General features: G+C 71.1%; 21 protein-coding genes. 10 read left to right on the forward strand and 11 right to left on the reverse strand.

Annotated features, from left to right (window positions below):
• Positions 1–15 precede the first annotated feature (15 nt).
• From KFLA_RS13780 to ctaE, 6 genes are all read right to left on the reverse strand, one after another.
• Entirely contained in the window at positions 16–1,242 is a 1,227-nt protein-coding gene (locus KFLA_RS13780; RefSeq protein WP_041289317.1) for an RNA polymerase sigma factor, read from the reverse strand.
• A gap of 2 nt (positions 1,243–1,244) precedes the next feature.
• A complete protein-coding gene (locus KFLA_RS13785; protein WP_012920406.1) occupies positions 1,245–1,568 on the reverse strand; it encodes a YciI family protein in 324 nt (107 codons plus the stop codon).
• A gap of 198 nt (positions 1,569–1,766) precedes the next feature.
• A complete protein-coding gene (gene qcrB, locus KFLA_RS13790; RefSeq protein WP_012920407.1) occupies positions 1,767–3,458 on the reverse strand; it encodes a cytochrome bc1 complex cytochrome b subunit in 1,692 nt (563 codons plus the stop codon).
• 5 nt (positions 3,459–3,463) lie between these two features.
• Positions 3,464–4,525 (reverse strand): cytochrome bc1 complex Rieske iron-sulfur subunit, encoded by a 1,062-nt coding sequence (qcrA, locus tag KFLA_RS13795; protein WP_012920408.1) that lies wholly within the window; start codon positions 4,523–4,525, stop codon positions 3,464–3,466.
• Positions 4,525–5,388 (reverse strand): cytochrome bc1 complex diheme cytochrome c subunit, encoded by an 864-nt coding sequence (qcrC, locus tag KFLA_RS13800; RefSeq protein ID WP_012920409.1) that lies wholly within the window; start codon positions 5,386–5,388, stop codon positions 4,525–4,527. Before qcrC ends, qcrA begins: the two co-directional genes overlap by 1 nt.
• Entirely contained in the window at positions 5,385–6,098 is a 714-nt protein-coding gene (gene ctaE, locus KFLA_RS13805; protein WP_049797334.1) for an aa3-type cytochrome oxidase subunit III, read from the reverse strand. Before ctaE ends, qcrC begins: the two co-directional genes overlap by 4 nt.
• Positions 6,099–6,129: 31 nt before the next feature.
• Between ctaE and KFLA_RS13810 the strand changes: the two genes are divergently transcribed.
• From KFLA_RS13810 to trpD, 3 genes are read left to right on the forward strand one after another with little or no spacing between them, the layout of a single operon-like run.
• The gene (locus KFLA_RS13810) at positions 6,130–7,047 is read left to right on the forward strand and encodes a cytochrome c oxidase assembly protein (RefSeq protein WP_012920411.1); all 918 of its coding nucleotides are present in this window, start codon (positions 6,130–6,132) and stop codon (positions 7,045–7,047) included.
• Between the two features lie 58 nt (positions 7,048–7,105).
• Positions 7,106–7,522, forward strand: a complete 417-nt coding sequence (locus KFLA_RS13815; protein WP_012920412.1) for an Rv3143 family two-component system response regulator — start codon at positions 7,106–7,108, stop codon at positions 7,520–7,522.
• 7 nt (positions 7,523–7,529) lie between these two features.
• The gene (gene trpD / locus KFLA_RS13820) at positions 7,530–8,582 is read left to right on the forward strand and encodes an anthranilate phosphoribosyltransferase (protein ID WP_012920413.1); all 1,053 of its coding nucleotides are present in this window, start codon (positions 7,530–7,532) and stop codon (positions 8,580–8,582) included.
• Between the two features lie 106 nt (positions 8,583–8,688).
• Here trpD and KFLA_RS13825 read toward each other — a convergent pair whose 3' ends face one another.
• From KFLA_RS13825 to KFLA_RS13845, 4 genes are all read right to left on the reverse strand, one after another.
• Positions 8,689–9,432: a hypothetical protein gene (locus KFLA_RS13825; RefSeq protein ID WP_237706800.1), complete on the reverse strand. Its 744-nt coding sequence runs from the start codon at positions 9,430–9,432 to the stop codon at positions 8,689–8,691.
• Between the two features lie 1,828 nt (positions 9,433–11,260).
• Positions 11,261–13,264, reverse strand: a complete 2,004-nt coding sequence (locus tag KFLA_RS13835) for a DUF2510 domain-containing protein (protein WP_012920416.1) — start codon at positions 13,262–13,264, stop codon at positions 11,261–11,263.
• Positions 13,265–13,314: 50 nt separating this feature from the next.
• A complete protein-coding gene (locus KFLA_RS13840; protein ID WP_012920417.1) occupies positions 13,315–13,602 on the reverse strand; it encodes an Lrp/AsnC family transcriptional regulator in 288 nt (95 codons plus the stop codon).
• Positions 13,603–13,738: 136 nt separating this feature from the next.
• Complete coding sequence (locus KFLA_RS13845; RefSeq protein WP_012920418.1) at positions 13,739–15,547, reverse strand: DEDD exonuclease domain-containing protein; 1,809 nt, start codon at positions 15,545–15,547, stop codon at positions 13,739–13,741.
• Positions 15,548–15,721: 174 nt separating this feature from the next.
• Here KFLA_RS13845 and KFLA_RS13850 point away from each other — a divergent pair, with 174 nt between their 5' ends.
• From KFLA_RS13850 to KFLA_RS13880, 7 genes are all read left to right on the forward strand, one after another.
• Positions 15,722–17,029 carry an NYN domain-containing protein gene (locus KFLA_RS13850; RefSeq protein WP_012920419.1) on the forward strand — a complete coding sequence of 436 codons (1,308 nt, stop codon included), beginning with the start codon at positions 15,722–15,724 and terminating at the stop codon, positions 17,027–17,029.
• Between the two features lie 81 nt (positions 17,030–17,110).
• A complete protein-coding gene (locus KFLA_RS13855) occupies positions 17,111–17,353 on the forward strand; it encodes a hypothetical protein (protein ID WP_012920420.1) in 243 nt (80 codons plus the stop codon).
• 251 nt (positions 17,354–17,604) lie between these two features.
• Positions 17,605–18,669, forward strand: a complete 1,065-nt coding sequence (locus KFLA_RS13860) for a C40 family peptidase (protein WP_012920421.1) — start codon at positions 17,605–17,607, stop codon at positions 18,667–18,669.
• A 144-nt stretch (positions 18,670–18,813) separates the two neighbouring features.
• Positions 18,814–21,144 carry a hypothetical protein gene (locus KFLA_RS38310; protein WP_202797121.1) on the forward strand — a complete coding sequence of 777 codons (2,331 nt, stop codon included), beginning with the start codon at positions 18,814–18,816 and terminating at the stop codon, positions 21,142–21,144.
• Positions 21,137–22,381: a M48 family metallopeptidase gene (locus KFLA_RS13870; RefSeq protein ID WP_012920423.1), complete on the forward strand. Its 1,245-nt coding sequence runs from the start codon at positions 21,137–21,139 to the stop codon at positions 22,379–22,381. Before KFLA_RS38310 ends, KFLA_RS13870 begins: the two co-directional genes overlap by 8 nt.
• A 25-nt stretch (positions 22,382–22,406) precedes the next feature.
• On the forward strand, positions 22,407–23,519 hold the full coding sequence (locus KFLA_RS13875; RefSeq protein ID WP_012920424.1) for a glycosyltransferase family 4 protein: 1,113 nt from the start codon (positions 22,407–22,409) through the stop codon (positions 23,517–23,519).
• A gap of 193 nt (positions 23,520–23,712) precedes the next feature.
• Entirely contained in the window at positions 23,713–24,876 is a 1,164-nt protein-coding gene (locus KFLA_RS13880; RefSeq protein ID WP_012920425.1) for an alanine--tRNA ligase-related protein, read from the forward strand.
• Between the two features lie 174 nt (positions 24,877–25,050).
• Here the strand turns inward: KFLA_RS13880 and KFLA_RS13885 are convergent, their stop codons facing one another.
• Positions 25,051–26,067 (reverse strand): EamA family transporter, encoded by a 1,017-nt coding sequence (locus tag KFLA_RS13885; RefSeq protein WP_012920426.1) that lies wholly within the window; start codon positions 26,065–26,067, stop codon positions 25,051–25,053.
• Positions 26,068–26,098 lie beyond the last annotated feature (31 nt).

The raw sequence follows: 26,098 nt of genomic DNA on the forward strand, positions 1-26,098 counted from the left end.
GGAGTGGCTCAGGTCTTAGCCCAGCTGGTCGCGGCGGCGGGCCAGGTAGGCGGTCTCGGCGGTGTTGCCCGTCAGCTCGATGGCCTTGTCGTACGCCGCGCGCGACTGCTCACTGCGGCCCACCCGGCGCAGCAGGTCGGCCCGAGTCGCGTGGTAGGCGTGGTAGCCGGCCAGACTGCCCTCGAGCCGGTCAACCGCCGCCAGGGCGACCTCAGGGCCGTCGAGCTCGGCGACCGCGATCGCCCGGTTCATGGCGACGATCGGCGAGGGATCGATCCGGACGAGCTGGTCGTACAGCGCGACGATCTGCGACCAGTCGGTGTCGCGCACGTCGCGAGCGGAGGTGTGCACGGCGTTGATCGCCGCGAGGATCTGGTAGCGGCCTGGCGCGACTCCAGTGGCCAGCCGCTCCCGCACCAGCTGATGGCCCTCGCTGATCAGCGCCGCGTCCCAGGCACCCCGGTCTTGCTCGTCGAGGGAGACCAGTTCGCCGGTCGCCGAGATCCGGGCGGTACGACGGGCTTCGGTCAGCAGCATCAACGCGAGCAGCCCGGCCACCTCGCCGTCCTGCGGCAACAAGGCCCGGATCAGACGAGCGAGCCGGATCGCCTCAGCGGTGAGGTCCTGACGGACGGGGTCGGAGCCGGAGCCGGTCGTCAGGTAGCCCTCGTTGAACACCAGGAACAGGACGGCCAGTACGCCGGAGACGCGGGCCGGCAGGTCCTCCGCGGACGGTACCCGGTACGGGATGCGCGCCGCCTTGATCTTGGCCTTCGCCCGGGTGATGCGCTGTCCCATCGCGGTCTCCTGCACGAAAAACGCCCGGGCGATCTCGGGCACGGTCAGCCCGCCGACCATGCGCAGCGTGAGCGCCACCCGCGTCTCCATCGCGAGCGCAGGGTGGCAGCAGATGAAGATCAGCCGGAGCCGCTGGTCGTCGACGACGCCGAGCGGCTCGGGCGGCTCGTCGGCGGACAGCATCTGAGCCTCCTTGTGCTTGTCGTCGCGCTTGCTCTCGCGCCGGAGCCGGTCGATCGCCTTGTGGTTGGCGGTGGTGGTCAGCCAGGCGCCGGGGTTGGGCGGTACGCCGTCGGCCGGCCACCGCTCGACGGCGGTCGCGAACGCCTCGGCGGCCGCCTCCTCGGCGATGTCGAGATCACCGAAACGCCTGGTCAGCGCGGCGACCACCCGGGCCCACTGCTCGTGGTGGACCTGGGTGATCGCCTCCGGAACATCGCTCACGCTCACAGGAACGGCCGCACCTCGACCTTGCGGTTGCAGTGCAACGAGCCCTCGGCGGCGAGTTTCAGCGCGACGTCGAGGTCGGGCGCCTCGATGATCCAGAAACCGGCCAGGAACTCCTTGGACTCCAGAAAGGGCCCGTCGGTGAACAGGGGCTCTCCGCCCCGGTTGTCGATGACAGTGGCCGTGCTGGGGTCGCTGAGGCCGGCAGCGAAGACCCAGTGGCCGTCGGCCTGCAGCCGGTCGTTGAAGGCGTCGATGGCGACCATCTCGTCCGGGGTGCCGGAGTTCGACCTGTCGTCGATCACGGATACGAAGTACTGCATCGCCGGTTTCTCCTCTGCTGGGGGAGCCCGTCCGGGCCTGTGCTCATCTCTGCTACGAACAGCATCGCCCCGATCCGACACCACCGACCGGATATCCCTCAAGTGTGGCCGTCGGGTTCCCGGCGCACCGAGCCGGCGCCGGGGGACAAGCGAAAGGCCCCGGCGCGGTGAGCCGGGGCCTTTCGGGGTGCTGCGGGGTCAGCGCTTGCTGATCTGCTCGCGTGCGGTCTCGTCGTCCACCTCGACCGTGCCGGTGACGCTGTGCACGTCGCCGGACTGGCCGAGCTCGGCGTGGTCGTCGTGACCGTGCGCGTGGGCCTGCTCGATCTCCTCCCGCGTCGGCTTCTGCACCGCGTCGGCGAAGTAGAAGCGCGACAGCGCGGCGCGGATCTTGGTCAGGCCGCGGCGCGGGGCGGCGACGCCGTTGTCGTCGGTCTCCGGACCGATCTCGAGCGGCTCCACCCGGTCCCGCGCGGTCAGCTCGTAGGCCTCGTACGTCGAGATCGGGGTGTGCTTCTCGGTGTACTCACCGTCCGGCGAGCGCATGATGACGCCGGACTCCAGCCCGTGCAGCAGCCGCTCGTTGTCGGCCCGCTGCAGCGAGATCGCGATCCGCCGGGTCACCCAGAAGGCGAAGATCGGGCCGAGGAACACCGCGAACCGCAGGAACCAGGTCACCGAGTTCAGCGACAGGCCGAAGTGGGTCGCGATCAGGTCGTTGCCGCCACCGATCCAGAGCAGGCCGTAGAACGTCATGAACGCGACGCCGATGCCGGTCCGGGTCGGCACGTTGCGCGGCCGGTCCAGCAGGTGGTGCTCCCGCTTGTCGCCGGTGATCCACTGCTCGATGAACGGGTAGAGGGCCACCAGGGTGACGAAGGCAGGGGGCACGATCAGCGCCGGAATGATCAGGTTCCAGCTGAGCGTGATGCCCCAGAACTCCGACTCGAAGCCCGGCATGATGCGGACCGAGCCTTCCAGCCAGCCCATGTACCAGTCCGGTTGCGAGCCCGCGGTCACCTCGGCCGGGTTGTACGGCCCGTACAGCCACACCGGGTTGATCTGCAGCAGCGCGCCCATCAGGGCGGTGATGCCGAACACGACGAAGAAGAAGCCGCCGGCCTTGGCCATGTACACCGGCATCAGCGGGTAACCGACGACGTTCTTCTCGGTCCGGCCGGGGCCCGGGTACTGGGTGTGCTTGTGGTACACGACCAGGATCAGGTGCACCGTCACCAGCGCCAGGATCAGGCCGGGGATCAGCAGCACGTGCACGGTGAAGAACCGCGGCACCATGTCGTCGCCGGGGAACTCGCCGCCGAAGATCAGGAAGCTCATCCAGGTGCCGACCACGGGCGAGGCCTGGATCATGCCCTGGGTGATGCGCAGACCGGTGCCGGACAGCAGGTCGTCCGGAAGGCCGTAGCCGATGAAGCCCTCGACGATGCCGAGGAACAGCATGCCGAAGCCGATCACCCAGTTCAGCTCACGCGGCTTGCGGAACGCGCCGGTGAAGAAGATGCGCAGCAGGTGGACCATCATCGAGGCGACGAACAGCACGGCCGCCCAGTGGTGGATCTGGCGCATCAGCAGACCGCCGCGGACATCGAACGAGATGTCCAGCGTGGAGGCGTAGGCCTCCGACATGTGCAGGCCCTTGAGCAGGCTGTACGAGCCCTGGTACTCGATCTCGGCCATCGACGGCTTGAACCAGAAGGTGAGGAAGACGCCGGTCAGCAGCAGGATGATGAAGCTGTAGAGCGCGATCTCACCGAGCATGAACGACCAGTGGTCCGGAAAGACCTTGCGCAGGTTCTTCTTGCCGAGCTTCGCCAGGCCGAGCCGGTCGTCGGCCCAGGCAACCGGCGGGGGAAGTTCTTTGGTAGCCACTGGTGTCACCCTCGTTCGAAGAAGCTCGGGCCGACCGGCTCGGTGAAGCCGCTCTGCGCGACAAGGTATCCCTCTGCGTCCACTGCCAAGGGTAGCTGGGGCAGCGGACGGGCAGCGGGCCCGAAGACGACCTTGGCCCCGTCGGCCAGGTCGAAGGTCGACTGGTGGCACGGGCAGAGCACGTGGTGGGTGGTCTGCTCGTACAGCGAGATCGGGCAGCCGACGTGGGTGCAGATCTTGGAGTAGCACAGGATGCCGTCGACACCCCAGTTCTCCCGGCCGGCGGGCGGCCGGATCTTGCTCGGCTCGATCCGGACCACGATGACCGCGGCCTTGGCCTTCTCGTTCAGGTACTCGACGGCGCTCTCCTCCTGGATCGGAGCCAGGTTGGCGGGCGCGGCGTTGACCAGCTGGCCGACGACCAGGTCGGACGGCTTGATCGGGCGCAGCGTGACGTCGTTGACGACCCGGATGCCCTTGGCCCAGATCGTGTTGTACAGCGCGCGGCCCGGCGCGGGGCCGAGGTCACGCAGCAGCACGATGGCCGGCAGGCCGAGCAGAGCCATCGCGCCGAGCAGCGACCGGCGGATCAGCTTGCGCCGGGTGAAACCCGACTCCGCGACACCGGTCTGGAAGCCCTCGATGATGTCGGCACGCTGCTCCGGCGTCGCGCTGGCGGGGTGCCGCAGCTCGACGATCTCGGTGTCGACCATCAGCCGCTTGGCCCACTGGATGGCGCCCGCGCCGATCAGGAACAGCGCCAGGCCCAGGCACAGGCCGATGGTCATGTTGTTCGCGTTGCCGCTCAGCGGGCCGAAGACCAGCGTCGAGTCCTTCGGGATCGCGAAGTACGCGACGCAGGAGCCCAGGGCGAGCAGTCCCGCCAGCGTGAACATGGTCGCGACCTGGCGCTCGGCCCGGTCGGCGGCCTGGGGATCGATGTCGGTGATGCGGTGCTCGTGCGGCTCGATCCCGGGGTCGGCGATCGGCTCGGACAGCTCCACCGCGCCGTGGCGGTGCTCATCGTCCGCGCTCACCGCGGGCAGGTTCGGCTTGTCGTCACTCATCAGGCCTTCGCTCCCTTGGCCTTGACGCCCTTGGCGCCGATCCAGACCGCTGCGCAGACCAGCAGGCCGATCCCGACCAGCCAGCCCCACAGACCCTCGGAGAACGGACCGAGCCGGCCGAGACCGAAGCCGCCCGGGTCCTTCTGCTCACGCAGGGCCGTGATGTAGGCGATGATGTCGCGCTTGTCCTCCGGCTGCAGCACCTGGTCGGAGAAGACCGGCATCTGCTGCGGACCGGTGAGCATCGCCTCGTAGATGTGCTTGCCGCTGCTGTCCATCAGCGACGGGGCGTAGCGGCCGTTCGGCAGCGCGCCACCCTTGCCGGCGAAGTTGTGGCACGCCGTGCAGTTCGTCCGGAACAGCTCGCCACCGCGGGTGACCTGTTCGTCGGTGGCCTTGCTGACGTCGTAGGACTCCTCGGCCGGGACCGCGGGGCCGGGCGACAGTGACGCGACGTACGCGGCCATGGCCTCGATCTCGGCCTCGGAGTAGGTGACCGGCTTCTGCGGGATCTGGGCGCCGGGCTGCTGGGCCGGCATCCGGCCGGTGCCGACCTGGAAGTCGACCGCGGCGGCGCCGACGCCGATCAGCGACGGACCGGCCAGCTTGCCCTCGCCGTTGCCACCGCCCTCGGCGTTCAGGCCGTGGCAGCTGGCGCAGCCGACCGCGAAGAGCTTCTTGCCCTCCTCGATCTGCTGGGACTGGGCCGAGGTGTCGGCGACCGCGTTGTCAGGGGCGAAGGCGGCGTACGCCGAGCCCACTGCCAGGAGGCCGAACAAGAGCACGACGAGGCCGGCAGACCGGTGCCGTCGTCGCGCGGAGAGGAAGCGCGCCGGTGACAAGGAAAGTCTCTTCTCACTCATTTGAGCAGGTAGATGGTCGCGAACAGGGCGATCCAGACCACGTCGACGAAGTGCCAGTAGTACGACACGACGATCGCCGAGACGGCCTGTTCGTGGGTGAACTTGCGGGCCATGTACGTCCTCGCGAGCACGTACACGAAAGCGATGAGACCGCCGGTCACGTGCAGACCGTGGAACCCGGTGGTCAGGTAGAACACCGACCCGTACGGCGACGACGCGATCGTCATGCCCTCGTGGACCAGCGCGGCGTACTCGGTCACCTGGCCGCCGATGAAGACCGCGCCCATCAGGTAGGTGAGGATGAACCACTCACGCATGCCCCAGGCGCGGATGTTCGCCAGCGAGCCGGACCGGCCGACCTTGCCGTGCTCGGCGGCGAAGACGCCCGCCTGGCAGGTGAACGAGGACGCGACGAGGATGAACGTGTTCACCGAGGCGAACGGCACGTTCAGCATCTCCGTCGACGCCTGCCACAACGTCTCCGTCCCCGGAGCGGCGGCAGCGGTCGTCACCGACCGGATCGTGAAGTACGCCGCGAACAGGGCGGCGAAGAACATCAGTTCGCTCGAGAGCCAGACGATCGTGCCGACACTGACCATGCTGGGACGGTCGTGGTGTCCGTGTTCACGGGACGCTGGGAGCGCGGTTGCAGTGGCCACGCGGTCATTATGTCGGTCGCTCCGTCCGGGAGCACGCCCACCCCCATGCATGTCGGCGCCGAACGCTTTCTAGTGTGGAAGAGTGCTTCCCCTCCACGCCGAGCCCGGCGACCCGATCGAGCCGTTCACCCCGCTGCGGCTGATCACCGCGTGGACCTTCGAACCGGTGCTACTCACCGTGATCCTGGTGGTCGCCGCGCTCTACCTGTACGGCGTGCACCGGCTGCGGGCGCGCGGCGACAAGTGGTCGCGGGGCCGGACCTTCGCCTTCGTCGGGATGGGGCTGGGCAGCGCGGTGATCGCCACCCAGTCCGGCCTGGGCACCTACGACACGGTGCTGCTCAGCGTGCACATGGGTCAGCACATGATCCTGTCGATGCTCACGCCGCTCGCGATGGCGCTCGGCGCCCCGGTCACGCTGGCCCTGCGCACGCTGCCGCAGCAGCCGCGCGGATGGTTGCTCTCCGTGTTGCACTCCCGGTTCGCGAAGGTCATCTGCTTCCCGATGATCGGCTTCACGCTGTTCGTGCTCAGCCCCTGGGCGCTCTACTTCAGCGGCTGGTACGACGCGACGTTACGTTCGACACTTCTGCACGATCTTCTGCACGTCCACTTCATCGCGGTCGGCGCGCTGTTCTTCTGGCCGTTGCTCGGCCTCGACCCGGTACCGGGCCGGGTGATCTACCCGTTCCGGCTGATGCTGACCTTTCTCACCCTGCCGTTCCACGCCTTTCTCGGCATCACGATCATGGGCGCGAACACGCTGATCGCCGAGGACTGGTACACCGCCTTCGGCCGCACCTGGCCGCCCTCGCCGCTGCGCGACCAGTACATCGCCGGCGGGCTGCTGTGGGGCTCCGGCGACATCATCGGACTGGTGTTCTTCGCCGTGCTGTTCGTCCAGTGGGTGCGGCAGTCGCAGCGCGAGGCCAAGCGGGAGGACCGCCGGCTGGACCGGTTGGAGGAACAGGCGCGCAGAGCCGGGCCGGCGCCCCGGTAGCATTCGCCGTGTTATCTGCATGTCCACTCGTCACAGACACACAGCTTGGGATGAAGCGATGAGTTCACAGCGTCCGCTGAAGGTGCTGGTCTACAGCGACGACCGTACGACGCGGGAGTCGGTCCGGCTGGCGCTGGGCAAGCGGCCCGCGGCCGACCTGCCCGAGCTCGAGTACGTCGAGTGCGCGACCGAGCCGGCCGTGATCAAGACCATGGACGCCGGCGGCGTCGACCTGGCGATCCTGGACGGCGAGGCGGTACCGGCCGGCGGCATGGGCATCGCCCGGCAGCTCAAGGACGAGATCTTCCGCTGCCCGCCGGTGCTGGTGCTGACCGGCCGCCCGCAGGACGCCTGGCTGGCGACCTGGTCGCGTGCCGAGGCCGCGGTGCCGCACCCGATCGACCCGATCCGGCTCGCCGAGGCGACCGCCGGGCTGCTCAGGCAGCGGGTCGAGTCGCTGCCCGCCACCACCTGATCCGGCGATGACCGGTGCACTGACCTGGCCGCAGGTGCTCAACCCGCTGCTGAGGCACGAGGACCTGGACAGCGCCGCCACCGGGTGGGCGATGGAGCAGATCCTGTCCGGCGCGGCCTCGCCGGCGCAGCTGGCCGGTTTCGTGGTCGCGCTGCGCTCCAAGGGCGAGACGGTCACGGAGGTCGAAGGGCTGGTCGCGACGATGCGCGACTTCGCCACCCGGCTGGAGGTGTCGGGCCGCACGCTCGACGTCGTCGGCACCGGTGGTGACCAAGCGCACACTGTGAACATCTCCACCATGTCGGCGATCGTTGCCGCGGGCGCCGGCGCGAAGATCCTCAAGCACGGCAACCGGGCGGCGTCGTCGGCGTGCGGCGCGGCCGACGTGCTGGAGGAGCTGGGCGTCCCGCTGGACCTGACCGCGGCCCAGGTCGCGGCGGTGGGGGAGCGGGCCGGCATCACCTTCTGCTTCGCGCCCGCGTTCCACCCGGCGCTGCGGCACGCCGCCGCACCGCGACGGGAGCTCGGCGTGCCGACGACGTTCAACTTCCTCGGGCCGCTGGCCAACCCGGGCAACCCGTCGGCCCAGGCGGTCGGCGTCGGGGACAGCCGGATCGCCGGACTGATGGCCGGGGTGCTGGCCCGCCGCGGGATCGACGCGCTGGTCTTCCACGGCGACGACGGCTTGGACGAGCTGACCACGATGACCACCTCGCAGGTCTGGTCGATCGGCGGCGGCTCGGTCGAGGGCCCGGTCACGCTGGATCCGCGCGAGCTCGGGATCGAGCCGGTTCCGGCCGGTGCGCTGCGCGGCGGCGACGCGCCGTACAACGCGAAGGTGGTCCGGGCCCTGCTGGACGGCGAGGCCGGGGCGGTGCGGGACGTCGTCCTGCTCAACGCGGGCGCGGCGCTGGCGGCGTACGACGCGGAGCCGGGGACCGTGCCGGACCGGATCCGGGCCGGGATGGACCGCGCCGCCGAGGCGATCGACTCCGGCGCGGCCAAGGACGTGCTCGAGCGATGGATCGCGATCTGCCACGAGGTGCGCGGCGCCGGCTGACGCGGATCCTGTCTCCGCCGGGCCGGGCTCGAGTCCGGAGCTCGCTCGAACTGACGAAGCCGCCCGCTCCCTGCGACGGGAGCGGGCGGCTTCGGCGTCCTGAGAGTCAGTTGCTGAACTCGATCTGCGACACCTTGGTGCGCCAGACCGGCAGCCACTGCGGGGTGGAGCCGGCGATGTCGGCCACCGAGACGACCGCCGTTCCGTCGCCGCGGTCGACCACCGCGACCATCACGGTCGAGAACGTCTCCGGCAGCTTCGGCTTGCGCACGTCGACCTTGATGGTCAGCTCGTGGCCCCGGTGTCCCTTCACGGTGATCGGCCGATGCGTCGCCACGCCGATCAGCTTCACCTTGTCGGTGTACAGCCGGACCAGCGCGTTGGTCGCGGTCCTGACGGTGGCTTCCTTGAGCCCGGCTGGGGTGTTCGTGTACGGGATCCGCTTGCTCAGCGCGCCGAACGCGACGTAGTTGCCCCAGCTGTCCTTGCCGTCGTACTTCTCGTGCAGCATCAGCCAGATCCCGGTCCCGCCGTACAGCCCGGTGTTGTCGCCGTTGTCCACCCAGGCCGCGGACATCACCGGCATCGCGTCCTGGTTCGAGGCGTACATCTTGGCCCCGAGCACCTTGCCCACCGGCGGCGGCGTCGGCGACGGCCGCACCGGCGGGGTGATCGTCGACGGCACCGTTCCACGCGCCGCCGGCAGGTCCACCGGCGTCACGGCGTCGGCCTTGGTCCAGATCCAGGAAGCAGTCAGCCCCGTCGTGGCGACCGCCGCCAGCACCAGCCCCAACGCCCCGACCAGCCGGGCCCGGTGCACGTTCCCCGGCCCTTGAGGCCGCAGGACCACGCCGTACCCGTCGTCCCCGCCACCGGCTGCTGCACTCCGCCGGGCTACCTGCCCACCCGGCTCCCGCGCCGCCTGGCCGTACGGCGGCTGACCGCCCGGTGCCTGCCCGAGGGGCGCTCGGCCCCCGGAGCCCGGTCCATACGGCCCCTGCCCACTTGAACCTTGCATGCCCGGCGCATAACCCGGCGGCACCTGGCCGCCCGGTCCGCGCAGGCCGGGTGCCTGCTGGCCCGGCCCTTGGGCGCTGGCACCTTGCGCATAGCCGCCCGGCATCTGTCCGGCGGGTCCTGGCACGCCTGGAGCTTGCCCGCCTGGTCCTTGAGCGCTGGCACTTTGTGCATAGCCGCCCGGCATCTGTCCGGCGGGTCCTGGCCCACCTTGAGCCTGCCCGCCTGGTCCTTGGGCGCCCGGCCTGCCGCCGTGGCGCGCTTGACCGCCCGCACCCGGACCCTGCCCGGGTGACGAGGGGACGTCGTGTCCGTATGCCCGCGGCAGACCACCATGCCGAGGCCCTTGCGGTGCACCCGGCGATCCCTGCCGCTGAGCTGCCTGAGCACCCTGCGGTCCACCGGCGTACGGCTCACCTATCGGTCGGCCACTCGCTGCAGGTGCGCCTGCTTGAGGCCCACCCGCCTGCGGCCGACCGGTCGGAGGTGCAATCTTCGGTCCGCCAACCGGCGGCGTACTGGCTTGTGGTGCAGCGGGCTGCGGGGCGGCAGAGTGCTGGCCTCGCGGAGTGCTCGCTTGCGGCGGTTGCGCCGAAGGCCGGCCCTGGTACTGCTGCGCCTGTGAGGCGTGCGCCTGCGACAGTTGCGCCGAAGGCTGGCCTTGGTGCTGGCTCGCCTGCTGCGCCTGCTGCGCCTGCTGCGCTTGCTGTTCCTGTGGGGCGTGCGCCTGCGGCCCTGGCTGCTCCGTCGAGGAGTCAGCAGTTCGCGGGCGAGGAGGTGGCGGGGGAGCCGGCGCCCGCGACTGCCCGAGCAACGGGTCCGACGACAACGCATCTCCACCGGCCGGCAACGGCCCGCTCGAGGAGCCCCCACCTGGAGGCGGGGGATCTGCGGACTGCGACGGACTCGGCGCCGGCGCACGCGGGGTCGGCGCCGGCGCACGCGGGGTCGGCGACGGCGCATACCCCGCGGGCGACTGCGGAGCCGAAGAAGCTGGCTGCAATCCCTGGCTCACGGTCGCGGACCCCGCGGGCGACACCGACGAGGCGGGCGACACAATCCCCGACTGAGCAATCCCCGACGACTGGGCCGTCCCCGGCGATTGAGCAGCCGTCGACGGCTGGGCCGTCCCCGGCGATTGAGCAGCCGCCGACGATTGGCCCGTCCCGGGCGATTGAGCAGTCCCCGACGGCTGGGCCGTCCCCGGCGATTGAGCAGTCGCCGGCGACTGGCCCGTCCCCGACGACTGAGCCGCGGCCGGCGGTTGAGCCGGCCGGCCGCGACCCGAGGGTGCGGACTGCGACTTCGGCGCGGGCGGAGGCATGGTCGCCAGCAAAGGATCGGCCGTAGGGGAGACCGGCGGAGGCGGCGTCGCCGCAAGCGAATCCGCCGCCGCGGAGTCCGCCAAGCGACTCCCGGACCCGGACTCGTCCGTCGGGACGCTCTCGTCCGCGGGGAACCAGTTCTCGGCGGAGGACCCCGCCGCATCGGCAGGCGCGTGCGGGCGCCGCTCGGCGTCCGAGGGGAAGCCGCTGGGGGAAGCGTCCGCAGACGCGTGGGGGCGCCCGTCGGCGTCCAAGGGGGCGGACAGGTCCGCGGCCGGTGCGCTGTGGCGGGGAGGCGGACCCGGAGAGGGCGGGGGCGGGTTCGGGGTCTCGTTCTCAGCCAACGTTGATTCCCTTGTAGACCTGGGCTTCGGCCGCTTTCAGGTCCGGCCGGTTGGTGGGGATGTCGCTGATGTAGGCGACCGCGGTGCCGTCGCCGAGGTCGAAGACGGCGACCGTCAGCGTGAGCACCCGCGCGGCGATCTTCGGGTGGTTCGCCGTGACGGTCTGTTGGTAGTACCAGCCGTTCTTGCCGGACCGCTTCACGGCTCCGTCGCGCAGTGGCGTGAACCTGACCGGGATGCTGCCGTACAGCGAGGTGCGCAGCTGGGTGGAGAGGTCGGACGCGGTCGCCTGCACGTTGCCGTTGAACAGCACCGACGTGCCGAGGGCACCGACGAACGCGTCGGCGTACCAGTCGTTCTTGCCGTCGAAGTTCTCCTGCAGCAGCACGTACTGGCCGCTGGAGTTCAGCAGTTGCGGCACGAGCCGTTTGCGGTCCGACCACGGCGGACGCTGGCGCGGGAACGAGATCGCGGTGGACGCGATCCGCCCTTCGTGCAGCTTGGGATTTTTCGACTGTCCGGGCTGGGGGCCGGTTGGCGACGGCTGGCTCGTCGCCGCGCTGGTCGGTGAAGACGTCGGCGTACCGGTCGGGTCGCCCGTCGGGCTGCCGGTGGGCTGGACCGTCGGCGACGGCCCTGGGTCGGCGGTCTTGTCGTCGCGGTTGGCGATGAAGAAGACGCCGGCCACGACGATCAGCACGAGGCCGACAACACCGGCGATGACGAGCAGGGTCTTCGGCGGCCCACCGGACTTGCCGTCCGAGGGCTTCTGCCGCTGACCGCCACCGACAGGCCCAGCCGGCCCGGCGGCCTGCCACCCGCCGGCACCGCCGACAGCAGGACCCCACTGCCCAGCACCCTGCTGTACGCCGGTCTGCGGGGTGATCGTGCCGGACCACTGCCCCTGGCTCTGCTGCTCGATCGCGCCCGCCCACGGCGTCGTACTGCTCGGCTGGCCGTCCTGTCCCCACTGCGCGGACGCCTGCGGGTCAACTGTCGGTCCCCACTGGTCCGGCGTCTGCTGGTCCGCGCCCCACTGCGGAGAGGCCTGCGGGTCAGGTGTTGGGCCCCACGCGGTGGGTGTCTGCTGCTCCGTGCCCCACGGGGTGGAGGGCTGCGAGTCGTTGCTCGTTCGCCAGTGGTCCGGGAACGGGGCCGTCTCCTCAGTGGCTTGGACCTGCGGGTCGCTGCCACTCTGCGAGTCGTCCGCACCCTCTGCGTCGGAAGCCGAAGTACTGCTCGGGTCCGTCGCCAGCTTCAGCGTCCAGTTGCCCTGCGCGGGCTCACCCGCGTCACCCGCGACCGTCTCGGGGTCCGGGCCAGTGGTCTGCTCGGACGCCTGCGGCGGTGCCTGCTGGGTCCAGTGACTGGCGTTCGTCGAGCCGGCCGGCTTCTGTGTCCAGGTCGCGCGCGCCTTCTCCGCAGCACTGATGGCCGCAGCCTTCTCGGCAGCCGTCTGCGGTACGCCGCCGGCCGCCTCTCCGGCGCCGGCCTCACCCCATCCGGCCGCACCCGCGCCGGCCTCACCCCATCCGGCCGCACCCGCGCCGGCCTCACCCCATCCGGCCGCACCCGCGCCGACCTGGCTCCACCCGCCACCGTCTGCGCCACTCGTACCGGCCGCACCCGCGCCGCCCTGACTCCACCCGCCCGAGCCCGCACCGGCCGCCTCGGCGCCAGTCGCATCGTCCTGACCCCGACCAGCACCGGCCGCGTCGCCCTGGCTCCAGCCGGCCGAACCGGCGCCGCCCTGGTTCCACGCACCGGACGCGTCGGCCACGCCCTGGGCCCAGCCCGCGCCGGCGTCGGCGTCGTCAGCGGCGTTCTCGGTGGCGGTGTCCGTGGACTGCTCCGAGACAGCGGACTGGACCTGCGTGGCGTCGTCCGCCGGGGTCTCCAGCTCGGTCTTGTTGGTCCACTGCGTCCCGTTCCACCAGCGAATGGTGTTCGGCTGTCCGGTGGGGTCCGGATACCAGCCGGCGGGAGGGTTGCTCATGGGTTCACCGTAACTTCAGCTCGTGTCAGTCAGGCGGGTCGATCCGGCCCTCAGACACCGTCCTCCTGGCCGAGGCTGAACGCCGCCTCCAGGTCGTGCGTCGAGTAGGTCCGGAACGCGATGTGCGTCTCGGTGCTCTGCACTCCGGGCACCCGGTTCACCTGGTCCGGGATCACGCTGGCCAGGTCCTCGTGGTGGGCGACCCGGACCATCGCGATCAGGTCGAGCCCGCCGGTCACGGAGTACACCTCGCTGACTCCGTCGATCGCCGCGACCTGCCCGGCGACCTCCGGGATCCGTGCCACGTCCGCCTTGATGAACACGATCGCCGTGACCATGTCGTCCTCTCCTCGCAACCGTCCCCTACCGCGCTGAAGCATATGCGTCGCCGGCGCTCGGTACGGCGTACGACCGACGCGCCGCCCGTCCACCAGCGCACAACCGGCGCCGGGGTCGCGCACAGAGCCACCCGGATCAGCCGACCCGAGCGGGCCCGACCGGCCGCATCCGGCGCTGCCGCCGCTCCGACGGATGGCGGTGCTCCTCCGACCGCGGGGGATCCAGCCGCCGCAGGTGCCGCCCGGCGCCGGAGATCGGGCAGGTCCACGTCCCGTCCATCTCCACCAGCCGCACGCCCGGCTGGTCGAGCCACCGCAGCACCAGCTCGATCTCCTCGGGCGACGCCGACGCGACCGGCCCGATCCCGGGCAGCACCGTCTCGGCCGACGCACGCAGCATCTCCAGGTACTGCCGGGGATCCGTCCCCCGCTGGGCGATGCCGGCCGCCGCCAGCCGTCCGCGACGAATCACGTGCAACTCCCAGCCGCCGTCCTCGGTCCGCCGGGCGGCGCAGATCTCCGCGCACCCCGTGACCGACGCCATCCGCTGCATCCGCGCGCTGCTCCGCACGAACGCGCCCAGCCGGTCCCGGTGCACCGCGGCGTCCTCGAACCGCTCGTCCGCCGACAGGAGGTCGATCCGCCGGGTCAGCGCCTCGACCACCGGACCCGGATCGGCGACCAGCGCGGTCCGCAGGCCGGCCACGAACTCGGCGTACCCGTCGATGTCGATCCGCCCGTCGCACGGTGCGACGCAGCGGCCCATCTCGGCCAGCACGCACGGCGACATTCGCGGCGTACGGGACATCCGGTCCGTGCACTGGCGGATCGGGAAGGCCTCGTGCAGCGCGGCCATCGCCCGCTCGGCCGTCTTCCGCGAGCTGAACGGCCCCAGGTACCCCGCGTCGTCGTCACGCACCTGCTTCACCAGCGACAACCGCGGAAACGGCTCGACGGTGACCTTCAGCCAGTGCTGACGCTCGGGGAACTTCGAGCGCCGGTTGTACCGCGGTTTGTGCTCGGCGATCAGCCGCAGCTCGCGCACCTCGGCCTCGAGTGAGGTGCCGCACTCGATCCCGCGCACCCCGGACGCGATGCCGATCATCTCGCCGATCCGGGTCCGGGTCTCCGAGGCGGTGAAGTAGGACCGGACCCGGGTCCGCAGGTCCTTGGACTTGCCGACGTACAGCACCTCGCCGCGGTCGTCGGTGAACAGGTAGACGCCCGGTGCGTGCGGCAACGACTCGGCCAGGTGCCGCTTCTTGCGGACCGCGGGGGCGACCCGGGCCGAGAACGTCTGCAGGTCCTCCAGCGTCTGCACGCCGAGCGACCCGACCCGCTCGAACAGCCCGTGCAGCACGTCGACGGTCGCCCGCGCGTCCGACAGGGCCCGGTGGTTCGGCGTGGTGGTGGCGCGGAACAGCTTCGCCAGCGTGCCGAGCTTGCAGTTCGGCACCTCGTCCGGGGTGAGCACCCGGCGGGCCAGCAACGCGGTGTCGACGACCGGGAAGTCGGGCCAGTCGTAGCCGTGCACCTGGCTGTCGTGCTTGAGGAAACCGACGTCGAACGGCGCGTTGTGCGCGACCAGCACGCAGCCCCGGGCGAACTCCAGGAAGGCCGGCAGCACCGACCCGATCCGGGGTGAGGAGGCAACCATCAGGTCGGTGATCCCGGTCAGCACGGCGATGAACGGCGGGATCGGCTCGGCCGGGTTCACCAGCGACTGGAACTCGCCGACCAGCTCGCCGGCCCGGACCTTGACCGCGCCGATCTCGGTGATGCCGGAGTCGCCCGGCGCGCCGCCGGTGGTCTCCAGGTCGACGACGCAGAAGGTGACGTCCCGCAAGGGGGTCCCGAGGTCGTCGAAACTCGGCTGCACGCCTCGGATCGGCGCGACCGGTCCGGGCGCCGGGGCGGCGGCGGAGTCCGGCAGGGGGCTGCTCATGGCGACGACGCTAGAAGCAGCCGCCGACAATTCCTGCGCTGACACGCAGCGGGACCGACTACGCTGGCGGTATGCGCACTCAGGCGATCACCGCGATCTCGGGCCGTGAGCCCGGCCGTTGTGGTCTGCATCACTGGCTGAGCCAGACCTCCGTCCGGGCCGGACTGCGGACCGGTGACTGAGGCAGGCACCGCCGCCGGCTCTGCTGCCACCGCCTTGCCCGAACCGGTACGGCAACGGGTTCTCGCTTTCGCCGCGCAGGCGCTCGGCCAGCTGCCCGCGACCGACATCCCACCGCCGCTGCGGCGGTTCGCCAGCTTCGCGCCCGGCAAGCGCGCGAAGCTGTCGGCGTCCGTGCTCGGTCCGATCCTGGCCACCGACGAGCACTTCCGCCGCCTGGTCGCGTTCGAGGTACGCCGTGAGCACCCCGAGCTGGGCGACGCCGTCGCCGAGGGGATTCCGGTGCCCGCGGCCGAGCCGGTCGAGGTGGCGGCGCTGGCCTATCTGCTGCGCCCTGACGACTGGGAGGACCGTGTCGCCGCGGCGGCGCAGGTGAAGCCGGAGCAGCCGGCCGTGGACGACCAGGCACTCAACCGGCTCAGCGAGCAGCTCGAGCAGGCGCGGACGGAGACCCGTCAGGTGCGCGAGCGTCTGCGCGAACAGGTCGCCGAGCTCAAGACCGAGAACACCACCCTGCGCCGCAAGCTCAACGAGGCACGTCAGCGCATCAGCGGCCTGCAGAGCGACCTGGAGCTGCGTACGACGGAGGCGACGTCGGCGGACGAGCGGGTCGCGGCCGCCCGCTCCGAGGTCGAGCGGGAAGTGCGCAAGCTCCGGGCCCGGATCACCGAGCTGGAAGCCGTCGAGCACGCTGCACGGCGTACGGCCGGCCAGGAGCGGGAGATGGCCTCGACCAGGACCCGGCTGCTGCTCGACACGCTCGTCGAGGCCGCTGCGGGGCTTCGGCGTGAACTGGCGCTTCCGCCTGGGGGAGAGCTCCGCCCGGCCGACACCGTCGCCGGAGTGGAGCCGTCCGCCGCGCCCGTCGGCCGGTCCGCACCGGATGACGACCCGGCTCTGTTCGACGAGCTGCTCGCGCTGCCGCAGGTTCATCTGGTTGTCGACGGCTACAACGTCACCAAGACCGCCTGGCCGAACTCCCCGCTGCACTCCCAGCGCCAGCGCCTCGTCACGGCCCTGGGCGCGCTGGTGGCGCAGCGCCGGGTCGAGATCACCGTGGTCTTCGACGGCGCGGAGCTGTCCGGGCCGGTGCAGCTGACGCCGCCCCGCGGGGTGCGGGTCAGGTTCAGCCCGGCCGGGGTGATCGCCGACGAGGTGATCCGGCAACTGGTCCGCGCCGAGCCGCCGGGCCGCCCGATCGTGGTCGTCTCGTCCGACCGTGAGGTTGCCGACAGCATCATCCAGCTCGGCGCCCGGGCGCTGTCCGCGGTCAGCCTGATCGCCCGGATCGCCCGCGGCTGATCCGAAAACTGTCGGTGGGGGCCTCTAGCGTCCTTCTCAGCCGGATGCAAGTCCGGGTGCTTCCCCACTTTGGAGGACGTTGTGCTGATCGACTGCGACGCGTGCGTGATGAAGGGTCCGGGGTGTCAGGACTGCGTGGTCACCGTGGTGCTGGGGCTGACCGCCGAGCGGACCGGCGAGCTGCGGATCGACGACGAGGAGCGAGCGGCGCTGGACGCGCTGGCCCGGTCCGGGCTGGTGCCACCGCTGCGGCTGGTGCACGCCGTCAGCAGTGTCGAGCCGAACACTGCTGCAGAAGGCGATCCGGCCGCCGACGCGGTCTGAGCTGTGCCCGGCAAGGCGGCTGTGCCCGACGTTAATTTTGGATCAAACCCGAGGGGCGAATTGCACCGGTCACGAATCGGTTACTACTGTTACCTCTCGTTGCCTGAGCGTGCCGGTCGACCCGACCGGCGGGGCAGCACCAGCCGAGGGGTGACCCGCCGGATGGTGTCCGAGCCACTGCGGTAGGTTCGGCACCTCGCGTGCGCGGTCCACGGGGACGGCGTCGAGCAGAGGAAGGGACCGACCGGGCTGTGTCCATCGGACGCATCAACCGCACCAGAGGTATCGCCCTCGCCGCCATCACCAGCACCGCCGTCGTGGCGAGCGTGCTGTTCGTCCAGGGAGCGGCCGACGCCGACCCGAAGCCCACACTGACGCAGGCGAAGGCCCAGGTGGCGGCCCTGCAGCACAAGGCCGAGCAAGCCGGTGAGTCCGCCAACGACCTGCGCGGTCAGATCAAGGCGTCGACCGACCGGGTGAAGGCGCTGCAGACCGGGATCAAGAAGCAGCAGACCCAGGTCGACGCGGTGAAGCGGCAGATCGGCTCGCTCGCGGTCGCCGGGTACCAGACCTCCGGGATGACGACCACGGCCCAGTTGCTGCTGTCGACGAACCCGGACCAGTTCCTGAGCCAGGCCTCCACCGCTCAGGCGTACGCCGGTCAGCAGAACTCGGCGCTCCGCCGGTTCCAGGCGGCCCAGGGCAAGCTGACCGATCTGCAGGCCAGCGAGCAGGCCGAGCTGGCCGCACTGCAGGCCGTCCAGGCGAAGCAGGACGCGCTGAAGAAGCAGATCCAGACCAACCTCGACGCCGCCGAGAAGGTGCTCAGCAAGCTGAGCGACGAGGAGCGGGCCCGGATCCAGGCCGAGAACGAGCAGGAGGCCGAGGAGGCCCGGGAGCAGCGGCCCACCCGCAGCGGCCGGATGGACGACGAGGACGACGAGGACAAGACCGTCGTACCGGCGAGCGGGCGTGCGGGCGTCGCGGTGCAGTACGCGATGGCCCAGCTCGGCGACTCCTACGTCTGGGGCGCCGAGGGCCCGAGCTCGTTCGACTGCTCCGGTCTGACGAAGGCGGCCTGGGCGCGCGCCGGCGTCTCGCTGTCGCACTCCTCCCGGGCGCAGATCAACGAGGGCCGGCGGGTCAGCCGCGGCCAGCTGCAGCCGGGTGACCTGGTCTTCTTCTACAGCCCGATCAGCCACGTCGGCATGTACATCGGCAACGGCCGGATGGTGCACGCCAGCCGTCCGGGCAAGCCGGTGAAGACCGACTCGATCGATTCCATGCCGTACAGCGGTGCGGTCCGCCCGGGCTGAGTTCGCCCGGTAACGAGGTGTGATCGCGGCTCCGGGGCACGCCCCCCGGGGCCGTGTCGTTTCACCACCAGTGTGTTTTCCTGTCCGGGGAGACGCCTAGAGTGACCCTCCTGACTGGGGCAGGGTGAGCAGCAAGGGGCCGAGGTGAACGACGACCAGCGCGACACCACGCCGCTGCCTGCCGTTCCGCCCGGTACGCCGTCCGCCGCCGAGCAGCCGACGGTCGTCCTGCCGTCCCAGCCGGACGACGCGCCCGCCGACCCGAAGCCCGCCACGTCCGGCTCGTCCACCGACTCGAGGTCGTCCACGGCGAGGTCGACCGCCGACCGCGAGTCGAGCCGCCGGCCGAAGGGCTCCTCGGGCAAGTCCCCGGCGGACCAGACCACCATCGTCATCCCCGCCCAGCACGCCGCCCGTCGCCCCAGCAGTTCCCGCGACGCCGAGTCCCGCCGCTCCAGCAGTTCCCGCGACGCCGAGTCCCGCCGGTCCAGTAGTTCCCGCGACGCCGAGTCGCGCCGGTCCAGCAGTTCCCACGACGCGGAGTCTCGGCCCAAGCCGGCCGCCCAGCCGCCGGCCACCGGCGGCTGGTGGGACGAGCAGCCACCCGCCGAGCAGGCGGCCCAGCGGCGGTCAGCCGAGCGCCAGTCGGCTCAGGAACAGTCAGCAGGACAGCGGCCGGCTGAGCGGCGGTCAGCCGAGCGCCAGTCGGCTCAGCAGCCGTCAACCGGACAGCAGACGACGAAGCAACCGACTCGGGACCAAGACTCCCGCCCGGAGCAGACGGCCGGCAGCAGCCGCACGGAGCACGCCGCCCAGCCGAGCCGCCCGACGAAGTCGGAGCCGCCAAGCCGTGCGGACCGTGCCGCCCATGCACCGTCCGCCGAGGCTGCATCAGCGCGCCGCACAGAATCCGCGTCGGAGCCCAGCGCCGGCCAGGTACCGGAGCGGCGCGCAGAGCGTGTGTCGGAGTCCAGCGCCGGTCAGGTATCGGAGCGGCGCGCAGAGCGTGCGTCGGACCGCAGTGCCGGCCAGGCGTCGGGGCGCCGCGCCGAGCAGGCCGCGCCGGGCGACGACGCGCGGCGTACGGGTGGCAGCGGCGGCGGGAAGCCGGGGGAAAGGGCCTGGAAGAGCGTTGGCTGGCCGCTGCCGCGTCCGTTGCTGCAGCGGATCGCGCTCGGCACCGCGATCGGGCTCGTCGGCGTCGCGGTCTTCGCCGGAGTGCGGCAGCTCGACGACGCGCCCACCAACTCGGCCGGCCAATCCGGTACCACGAACCCGGTCCAGACCTCGTCCACCCCCGAGGACGAGGCCTCCGAGGGAGTACGCCGCGCTGTCGCCGGCGAAGCGGTCCTGCAGAAGATGGTCACCGCGATCCGCGCCGAGCGCCGCAGCGACTTCCTGCGCACCATCGACCCGGAGGCGAAGTCCTTCGACCAGCAGGCCCGCACGATCTACGCCAACCTCGGCAAGCTCCCGCTCGCCACCTTCCAGCTCCGCTACGTCAGCGACGACCCCGGCGCGCTCGAGCCGGACCGCCAGCGCGAGCTCGGCGGCACCGAGTCCTGGCTGGCTCAGGTCGAGGTCTCCTGGCAGCTGACCGGCTTCGACGCGAAGCCGGCCCGGGAGACCCTGCCGGTGACGTTCGTCACCCGCGACGGTACGACGTACGCCGCGTCGTTCTCCGAGCGGTTCGTCGTCGGGCAGCGGCGGCCGATCTGGGCGCTGGGCGGCATCGACGTCGCGAAGAGCGCCAACACCCTGGTGATCAGCCTGAACTCGCAGGCCGACGCCGACGACTACGCCGCCGTCACCGATCGGGCGATCGACGCGGTCAGCGACGTGTGGGGCGACAACTGGCGGAAGAAGGCGGTCATCTACCTGCCCGCCAAGCAGTCGCAGATGGAGAACGTGCTCGGCGCCCAGCAGGGCGCCTACACCCAGATCGCCGCGGTCACGATGGCTGAGCTGGACACGCCGCAGTCGGGTGCCCCGGTCCGGATCGTGGCGAACCCGAAGCTGTTCGACGAGCTGGGCAAGCAGGGCCGGCGGATCGTGCTGACCCACGAGACGACGCACGTCGCCTCGACCGCGACCGCCTCGCCGGTACCGTTGTGGCTGGCCGAGGGGTTCGCCGACTACGTCGCGTTCAACGCCGTCTCCGTCCAGGACGAGTCGGCGGCGAAGGAACTGTTCAAGGCGGTCCGGGCGGGCAAGGTTCCCAAGGAGCTGCCCCGTCCCGAGGCGTTCGCCGCGTCGTCGACGGAGCTTCCGCAGGCCTACGAGTCGGGCTGGCTGGCCTGCCGCCTGATCGCCGAGCGGGAAGGGCAGAGCAAGTTGGTGAAGTTCTACCGGACGGTGCACGCGTCGAAGAGCCCGAACGGGCTCGCCGACGCCTTCCGCACGGTGCTGGGGACGACCGAGCAGCAGTTCGTCGCCGACTGGCAGAACTACATCAAGAGGCTCGCCGGTGTCTGAGGCGGCCGCCCGCCGGGCGCCCTGGGTGGCCGGTGCGCTGGTCGCCGCCGCGCTGGTCGTGGTGATCGTCACGACCACACCGTGGCACCTGATCGACGTGCCGAAGCCGGACGCCGCGGCGGACTTCACCAGTGCCGAGATCGACCGCCAGCAACGGTTCCGGCAGGAGCTGTTGCCTTGGTCAACGACATCCTGGGTGCTGTCGGTGCTGGTCCCGCTCGCGATCGGGTTCAGCCCGCTCGGCCGCCGCCTGTACGACGTACTCCGGATCGGTCGCTGGTACCTCGCGGTTCCGGTGCTGGTGGCCGGCCTCGGTCTGCTGACCAGCCTGGTGACGCTGCCGACCGACGCGTTCGCCGAGCAGGTGACCCGGGACTACGGCCTGTCCACCGAGAGCTGGGGGTTGTGGCTGCGCGACCGCGCGGTGAACTGGCTGCTGATGTCGGCGGCGCTGATCGCGATCGCGCTCGGCCTGATCGCGCTCGCGAGGAAGTGGCGGACCTGGTGGTGGGCGCCCGCGGCGATCGCCGGTGCGGTGCTCGTGCTGGGTGTCTCCTTCGCCTACCCGGTGCTGGTGGAGCCACGGTTCAACGAGTTCGCTTCGATGGCGCCCGGGCCGCAGCGCGACGAGTTCCTGCAGCTGGCCCGGGAGGACGGCGTACCGGTGAAGGACGTGCTGGTCGCCGACGCGTCGAAGCGGACGACCGCGCTGAACGCCTACGTGTCGGGGTTCGGCTCGACCCGCCGGCTGGTGGTCTACGACACGCTGCTGAAGGACGCGTCACCCGCCCAGGTCCGGCTGGTCGTCGCGCACGAGCTCGGCCATGCCGCTGAGGACGACGTGCTGCACGGCACCCTGATCGGCACGCTCGGCGCCGCGTTCGCGGTGGTGCTGCTCAAGTTGGTGCTCGGTGCCCGGATGGCCGATCCGCGCCGGACGGCGTTGCTGCTGGCCCTGGTCGTGGTCGGCACCACGCTGTCGTCCCCGGTGCAGAACCTGGTCAGCCGGCGGATCGAGGCCCGCGCCGACCACCACTCGCTGCGGCTGACGAACGACGCGAAGACCTTCGTCGAGATGCAGCGGGCGCTGTCGGTGCGCAACATCTCCGGCCTGGAGCCGAGCCGCTGGCGGTACTGGATGTTCGCCAGTCATCCAACTCCGCCGGAGCGGATCGCGATGGGCCGCGCCTGGGGCAGCGAGCAGGGCGACCCGGTGCCCCCGCTGGTCCGCCGATGACCGGCAGCGCGGACACCGTGCGGCGATGACCGTTCTCGTCATCACGAACGACTTCCCGCCCCGCCAGGGCGGGATCGAGACGTTCGTGCGCTCGCTGTGCGACGAGCTGCCCGCGGACGAGCTCGTCGTCCTGACCTCCCACGAGCCCGGCGACACGCAGTACGACGCGAGCCTGCCGTTCCGCGTGGTCCGCGACCGCAGCACGATGCTGCTGCCGACACCCCGCATCACCCGGTACGCCGTCCAGGTGCTGCGCGAGTACGGCGCCGACCGGGTGGTCTTCGGCGCCGCGGCTCCGCTCGGCCTGATGGGGCCGGCCCTTCGCCGGGCCGGGGCGCGGCGGATCGTTGCCTTGACCCACGGCCACGAGACCTGGTGGGCGGGACTTCCCGGATCGCGGCAGGCGCTGCGGCGAATCGGTGCCGCGGCCGACGTGGTGACCACCGTCTCGTCGTGGTGCGAGCAGCGGATCGCCCCGGCTCTGTCGCCGGGTACGCGCATCGAGCGGTTGACGCCGGGGGTCGACACGGCACGGTTCTTCCCAGGCTGTGGGGGAGACGCGGTGCGGAGGCGTCTCGGCCTCGGCGATCGCCCGGTCGTCGTCTGCGTGTCCCGAGTGATCGCGCGGAAGGGGCAGGACACCCTGATCCGGGCCTGGCCGCGGGTCTTGGCCGACGTACCGGATGCGGTGCTGCTGCTCGTCGGCGACGGCCCGGTACGCGCGCGGCTGGAGCTGCTCGCCGAGCCGTTGGGGGAGAGCGTTCGCTTCGCTGGGGCGGTGCCGTGGCAGGACATCCCGCCGTATGTCGATGCGGGCGATGTGTTCGCAATGCCCTGCAGGACAAGGCGATTCGGGCTCGAGCCGGAGGCGCTCGGCATCGTGACGCTGGAAGCCGCCGCGACCGGCAAGCCGGTGGTGATCGGTGACTCCGGCGGCACCGGCGACACCGTCCGCCATGGCCGGACCGGCTATCTGGTCGACCCGTACAACCCGGTGGCGACGGCCGTCCGGCTGGTGGAGCTGCTGACCGACCCGGTCCGCGCGAAGATGCTGGGCGAGGCCGGCCGGCAGTGGGTCGCGGCCGAGTGGAGCTGGGCCCGGTCGGGCGCCGAGCTGCGGAACCTGCTCGACGTCTGAGCCGAAACCTGTACTCTTGGGGACATGCATCAGATGTCCCGCCTCGCCGCAGCCGTACGAGCTTTCCGCTCTCCGGCTGCCGCTGCCTGACATCTGCTTCCAGAAACCGGCGACCGGAAACGGTCCGCCGGTTTTCTCGTTTCCGAGGCCAGGTGCTCTGTTTCCGGTCCGCAACAGACAAGGACCACCTGCCATGAACCTGACCAAAACCTTCGTCGACTTCTTCACCCGGCACGGCCACGTCCCGACCACCGGGTCCTCGCTCATCCCGCGCCCCGGTGATCCGGTGCTCTTCACGACCTCCGGCATGCACCCACTCACGCCGTACCTGGAGGGCGAACCGCATCCACTGGGCAGACGGCTGGTGGGGGTGCAGCGATGCCTGCGTACCACCGATCTCGACGAGGTGGGGGACCCGACCCACCTGACCGTGTTCGAGATGCTCGGTTCCTGGTCGCTCGGCGACTACGGCAGCGAGCAGACGCTGCGCTGGGGCTATCAGCTGCTGACCGAGCGGTTCGGTATCGACCCGGGGCAGCTCTACGTCACCGTGTTCGGCGGCGACGGCCAGGTCGAGCTGGACCAGGAGTCGCTGCGGACCTGGCAGTCGCTCGGGCTGCCGATCGAGCTGACCACCGACGACAACTGGTGGTCGAACGGCCCGACCGGGCCGTGCGGTCCGGACTCGGAGATCTTCGTCTGGACCGGGGGCGGCTCACCCGAGGGCACTCCGACCACCGACAAGCGCTGGGTCGAGGTCTGGAACCACGTGATGATGCGCTACCGCCGGCTCGACGACGGTTCGCTGGAGCCGCTGCGGCAGCGCAACATCGACACCGGGCTCGGGCTGGAGCGGCTGACGATGGTGTTGGAAGGCAAGCAGTCGGTTTACGAAACCAGTCTGTTCGAGCCGTGGATGACGACCGTGCCGCGGCTGTGGACACTGGACGAGCAGTCCGAGCGGATCGTGATCGACCACCTCCGGTCGAGCATCGTGATCGTCGGCGACGGGGTGCACCCGTCGAACACCGGCCGCGGCTACGTGCTGCGCCGGCTGATCCGCCGGGCGCTGACCATCCTGTGGCGCGAGGACGAGTCCCGCAGCCTGTCCGAGCTGCCGATCGAGCTGTTCCAGCAGACGCTCGACCACTTCCACCAGGGCGAGCTGGTCACCTTGGTGCGCCGGATCCTGATCGACGAGGAGATCCGGTTCACCAACCTGCTGGAGCGGGGCCGCAAGGTGCTCAGCCACGACCGGTTCCGCAAGACGCTCGACCAGAACGACTTCGACTACCTGCACGAGACCCACGGGCTGCCGCAGGAACTCGTCGTGTCGTTGCTGGAGCCCTCGCTCTAGCACCCCTGGACGGCCCGGCCAGTCGCGTCGTACGGCGACCGGCCCGGGCCCCGCGGCCTCACCTCGCCCCGGCGGCCACCTCGCCCTGCGGCCTCACCTCGCCCCACTTTGAGCACCGGCCGGCCAAGCGGATCGCCCGGGCACGGCTGGTGCGTGCTCAAGGTCAGTGGGTGGTCAGCGGGTGGTCAGCGGGGGAGCGGGCTGCGGGGTGTCGGGGGCGATCGAGGTGGCGGGGTCGTCGGTGTCGGGGACCTCCGGGGGTGCGACCTTGCCGACCGAGGACTGGGCGACGAACGCGCCGAGCAGCACGATCGCGCCGCCGATCACCTGGTTCGTGCGCAGCGTCTCGTTCAGCAGGATCCAGGCGAACAGGCTCGCGGCGACCACCTCGACGTACGCGACTGCTCCGCCGATCGCGGCGGACAGGCGTTGCACCGCGGCCGCGCCGGCCAGGTACGCGACGACCGTGCTGACCACGATCAGCCAGGCGGCGAACACCCAGCCCGGCGCCGACCGCTCACCGATCGCGATCGTATCGGTCAACGCGTGCCACGGGATGCCCCACGGCGCCGAGACAGCCGTGAGCACGACCGCGCCGACGACACTGCCGGCCGCGGTCATCACCAGCGGGTCGGCGACGCCGGCCAGCTGGTCGATGAGGATGAAGTACGTCGCCTGGCAGGCGGCGGCGCCGAGGCCCGCGAGCAGGCCGATCAGGTCGAGCTGGACCCCGGACCAGATCTCCACGACGGTCGCGAGCCCGACCAGCGCGATCACCACCCCGAGCACGGCCGCCTTCGGCACCGCCACCTTGCGGCCGAACTTGAGCCAGCCGACCACCAGCACCGGACCGGTGAACTCGAGCAGAATCGCGACACCGACCGGCAGCCGGCTGGCGGCGACGAAGAACAGCGTCTGGCAGCCGGCGATCCCGGTCACGCCGTACAGCACGAGCGGTCGCCACGACGTCCGGACAGCACGCAGGCCGGTGGTGCCGCGGAAGATCAGGACCAGGGGGACGAGCAGCGCGGCGGCGCCGAGGATCCGCAGCCAGGCGGCCTGCTGCGGGGAGATCCCGGCACCGATCAGTGCCTTCGCGAACGGGCCGGACCCGCCGAAAGTGATCGCCGAGAAGACCGCGAAGGTCAGCCCGATCGACTTCGTCCTGGCCGCGTCGTGCACTGCCGGCATCCTCGACTCCCACCTGCTCCGTCCGGCCGGG

This window comes from Kribbella flavida DSM 17836, assembly GCF_000024345.1.
In the GTDB taxonomy this organism is placed as follows: domain Bacteria; phylum Actinomycetota; class Actinomycetes; order Propionibacteriales; family Kribbellaceae; genus Kribbella; species Kribbella flavida.

Bases quoted from the DNA above. Each gene is read 5' to 3' on its own strand.
- KFLA_RS13785 (WP_012920406.1), bottom strand. From the start codon at position 1,568: ATGCAGTACTTCGTATCCGTGATCGACGACAGGTCGAACTCCGGCACC.
- qcrA (WP_012920408.1), bottom strand. From the start codon at position 4,525: ATGAGTGACGACAAGCCGAACCTGCCCGCGGTGAGCGCGGACGATGAG.
- qcrC (WP_012920409.1), bottom strand. From the start codon at position 5,388: ATGAGTGAGAAGAGACTTTCCTTGTCACCGGCGCGCTTCCTCTCCGCG.
- ctaE (WP_049797334.1), bottom strand. From the start codon at position 6,098: ATGCATGGGGGTGGGCGTGCTCCCGGACGGAGCGACCGACATAATGAC.
- KFLA_RS13815 (WP_012920412.1), top strand. From the start codon at position 7,106: ATGAGTTCACAGCGTCCGCTGAAGGTGCTGGTCTACAGCGACGACCGT.
- trpD (WP_012920413.1), top strand. From the start codon at position 7,530: ATGACCGGTGCACTGACCTGGCCGCAGGTGCTCAACCCGCTGCTGAGG.
- KFLA_RS13835 (WP_012920416.1), bottom strand. From the start codon at position 13,264: ATGAGCAACCCTCCCGCCGGCTGGTATCCGGACCCCACCGGACAGCCG.
- KFLA_RS13840 (WP_012920417.1), bottom strand. From the start codon at position 13,602: ATGGTCACGGCGATCGTGTTCATCAAGGCGGACGTGGCACGGATCCCG.
- KFLA_RS13845 (WP_012920418.1), bottom strand. From the start codon at position 15,547: ATGAGCAGCCCCCTGCCGGACTCCGCCGCCGCCCCGGCGCCCGGACCG.
- KFLA_RS13875 (WP_012920424.1), top strand. From the start codon at position 22,407: ATGACCGTTCTCGTCATCACGAACGACTTCCCGCCCCGCCAGGGCGGG.
- KFLA_RS13880 (WP_012920425.1), top strand. From the start codon at position 23,713: ATGAACCTGACCAAAACCTTCGTCGACTTCTTCACCCGGCACGGCCAC.
- KFLA_RS13885 (WP_012920426.1), bottom strand. From the start codon at position 26,067: ATGCCGGCAGTGCACGACGCGGCCAGGACGAAGTCGATCGGGCTGACC.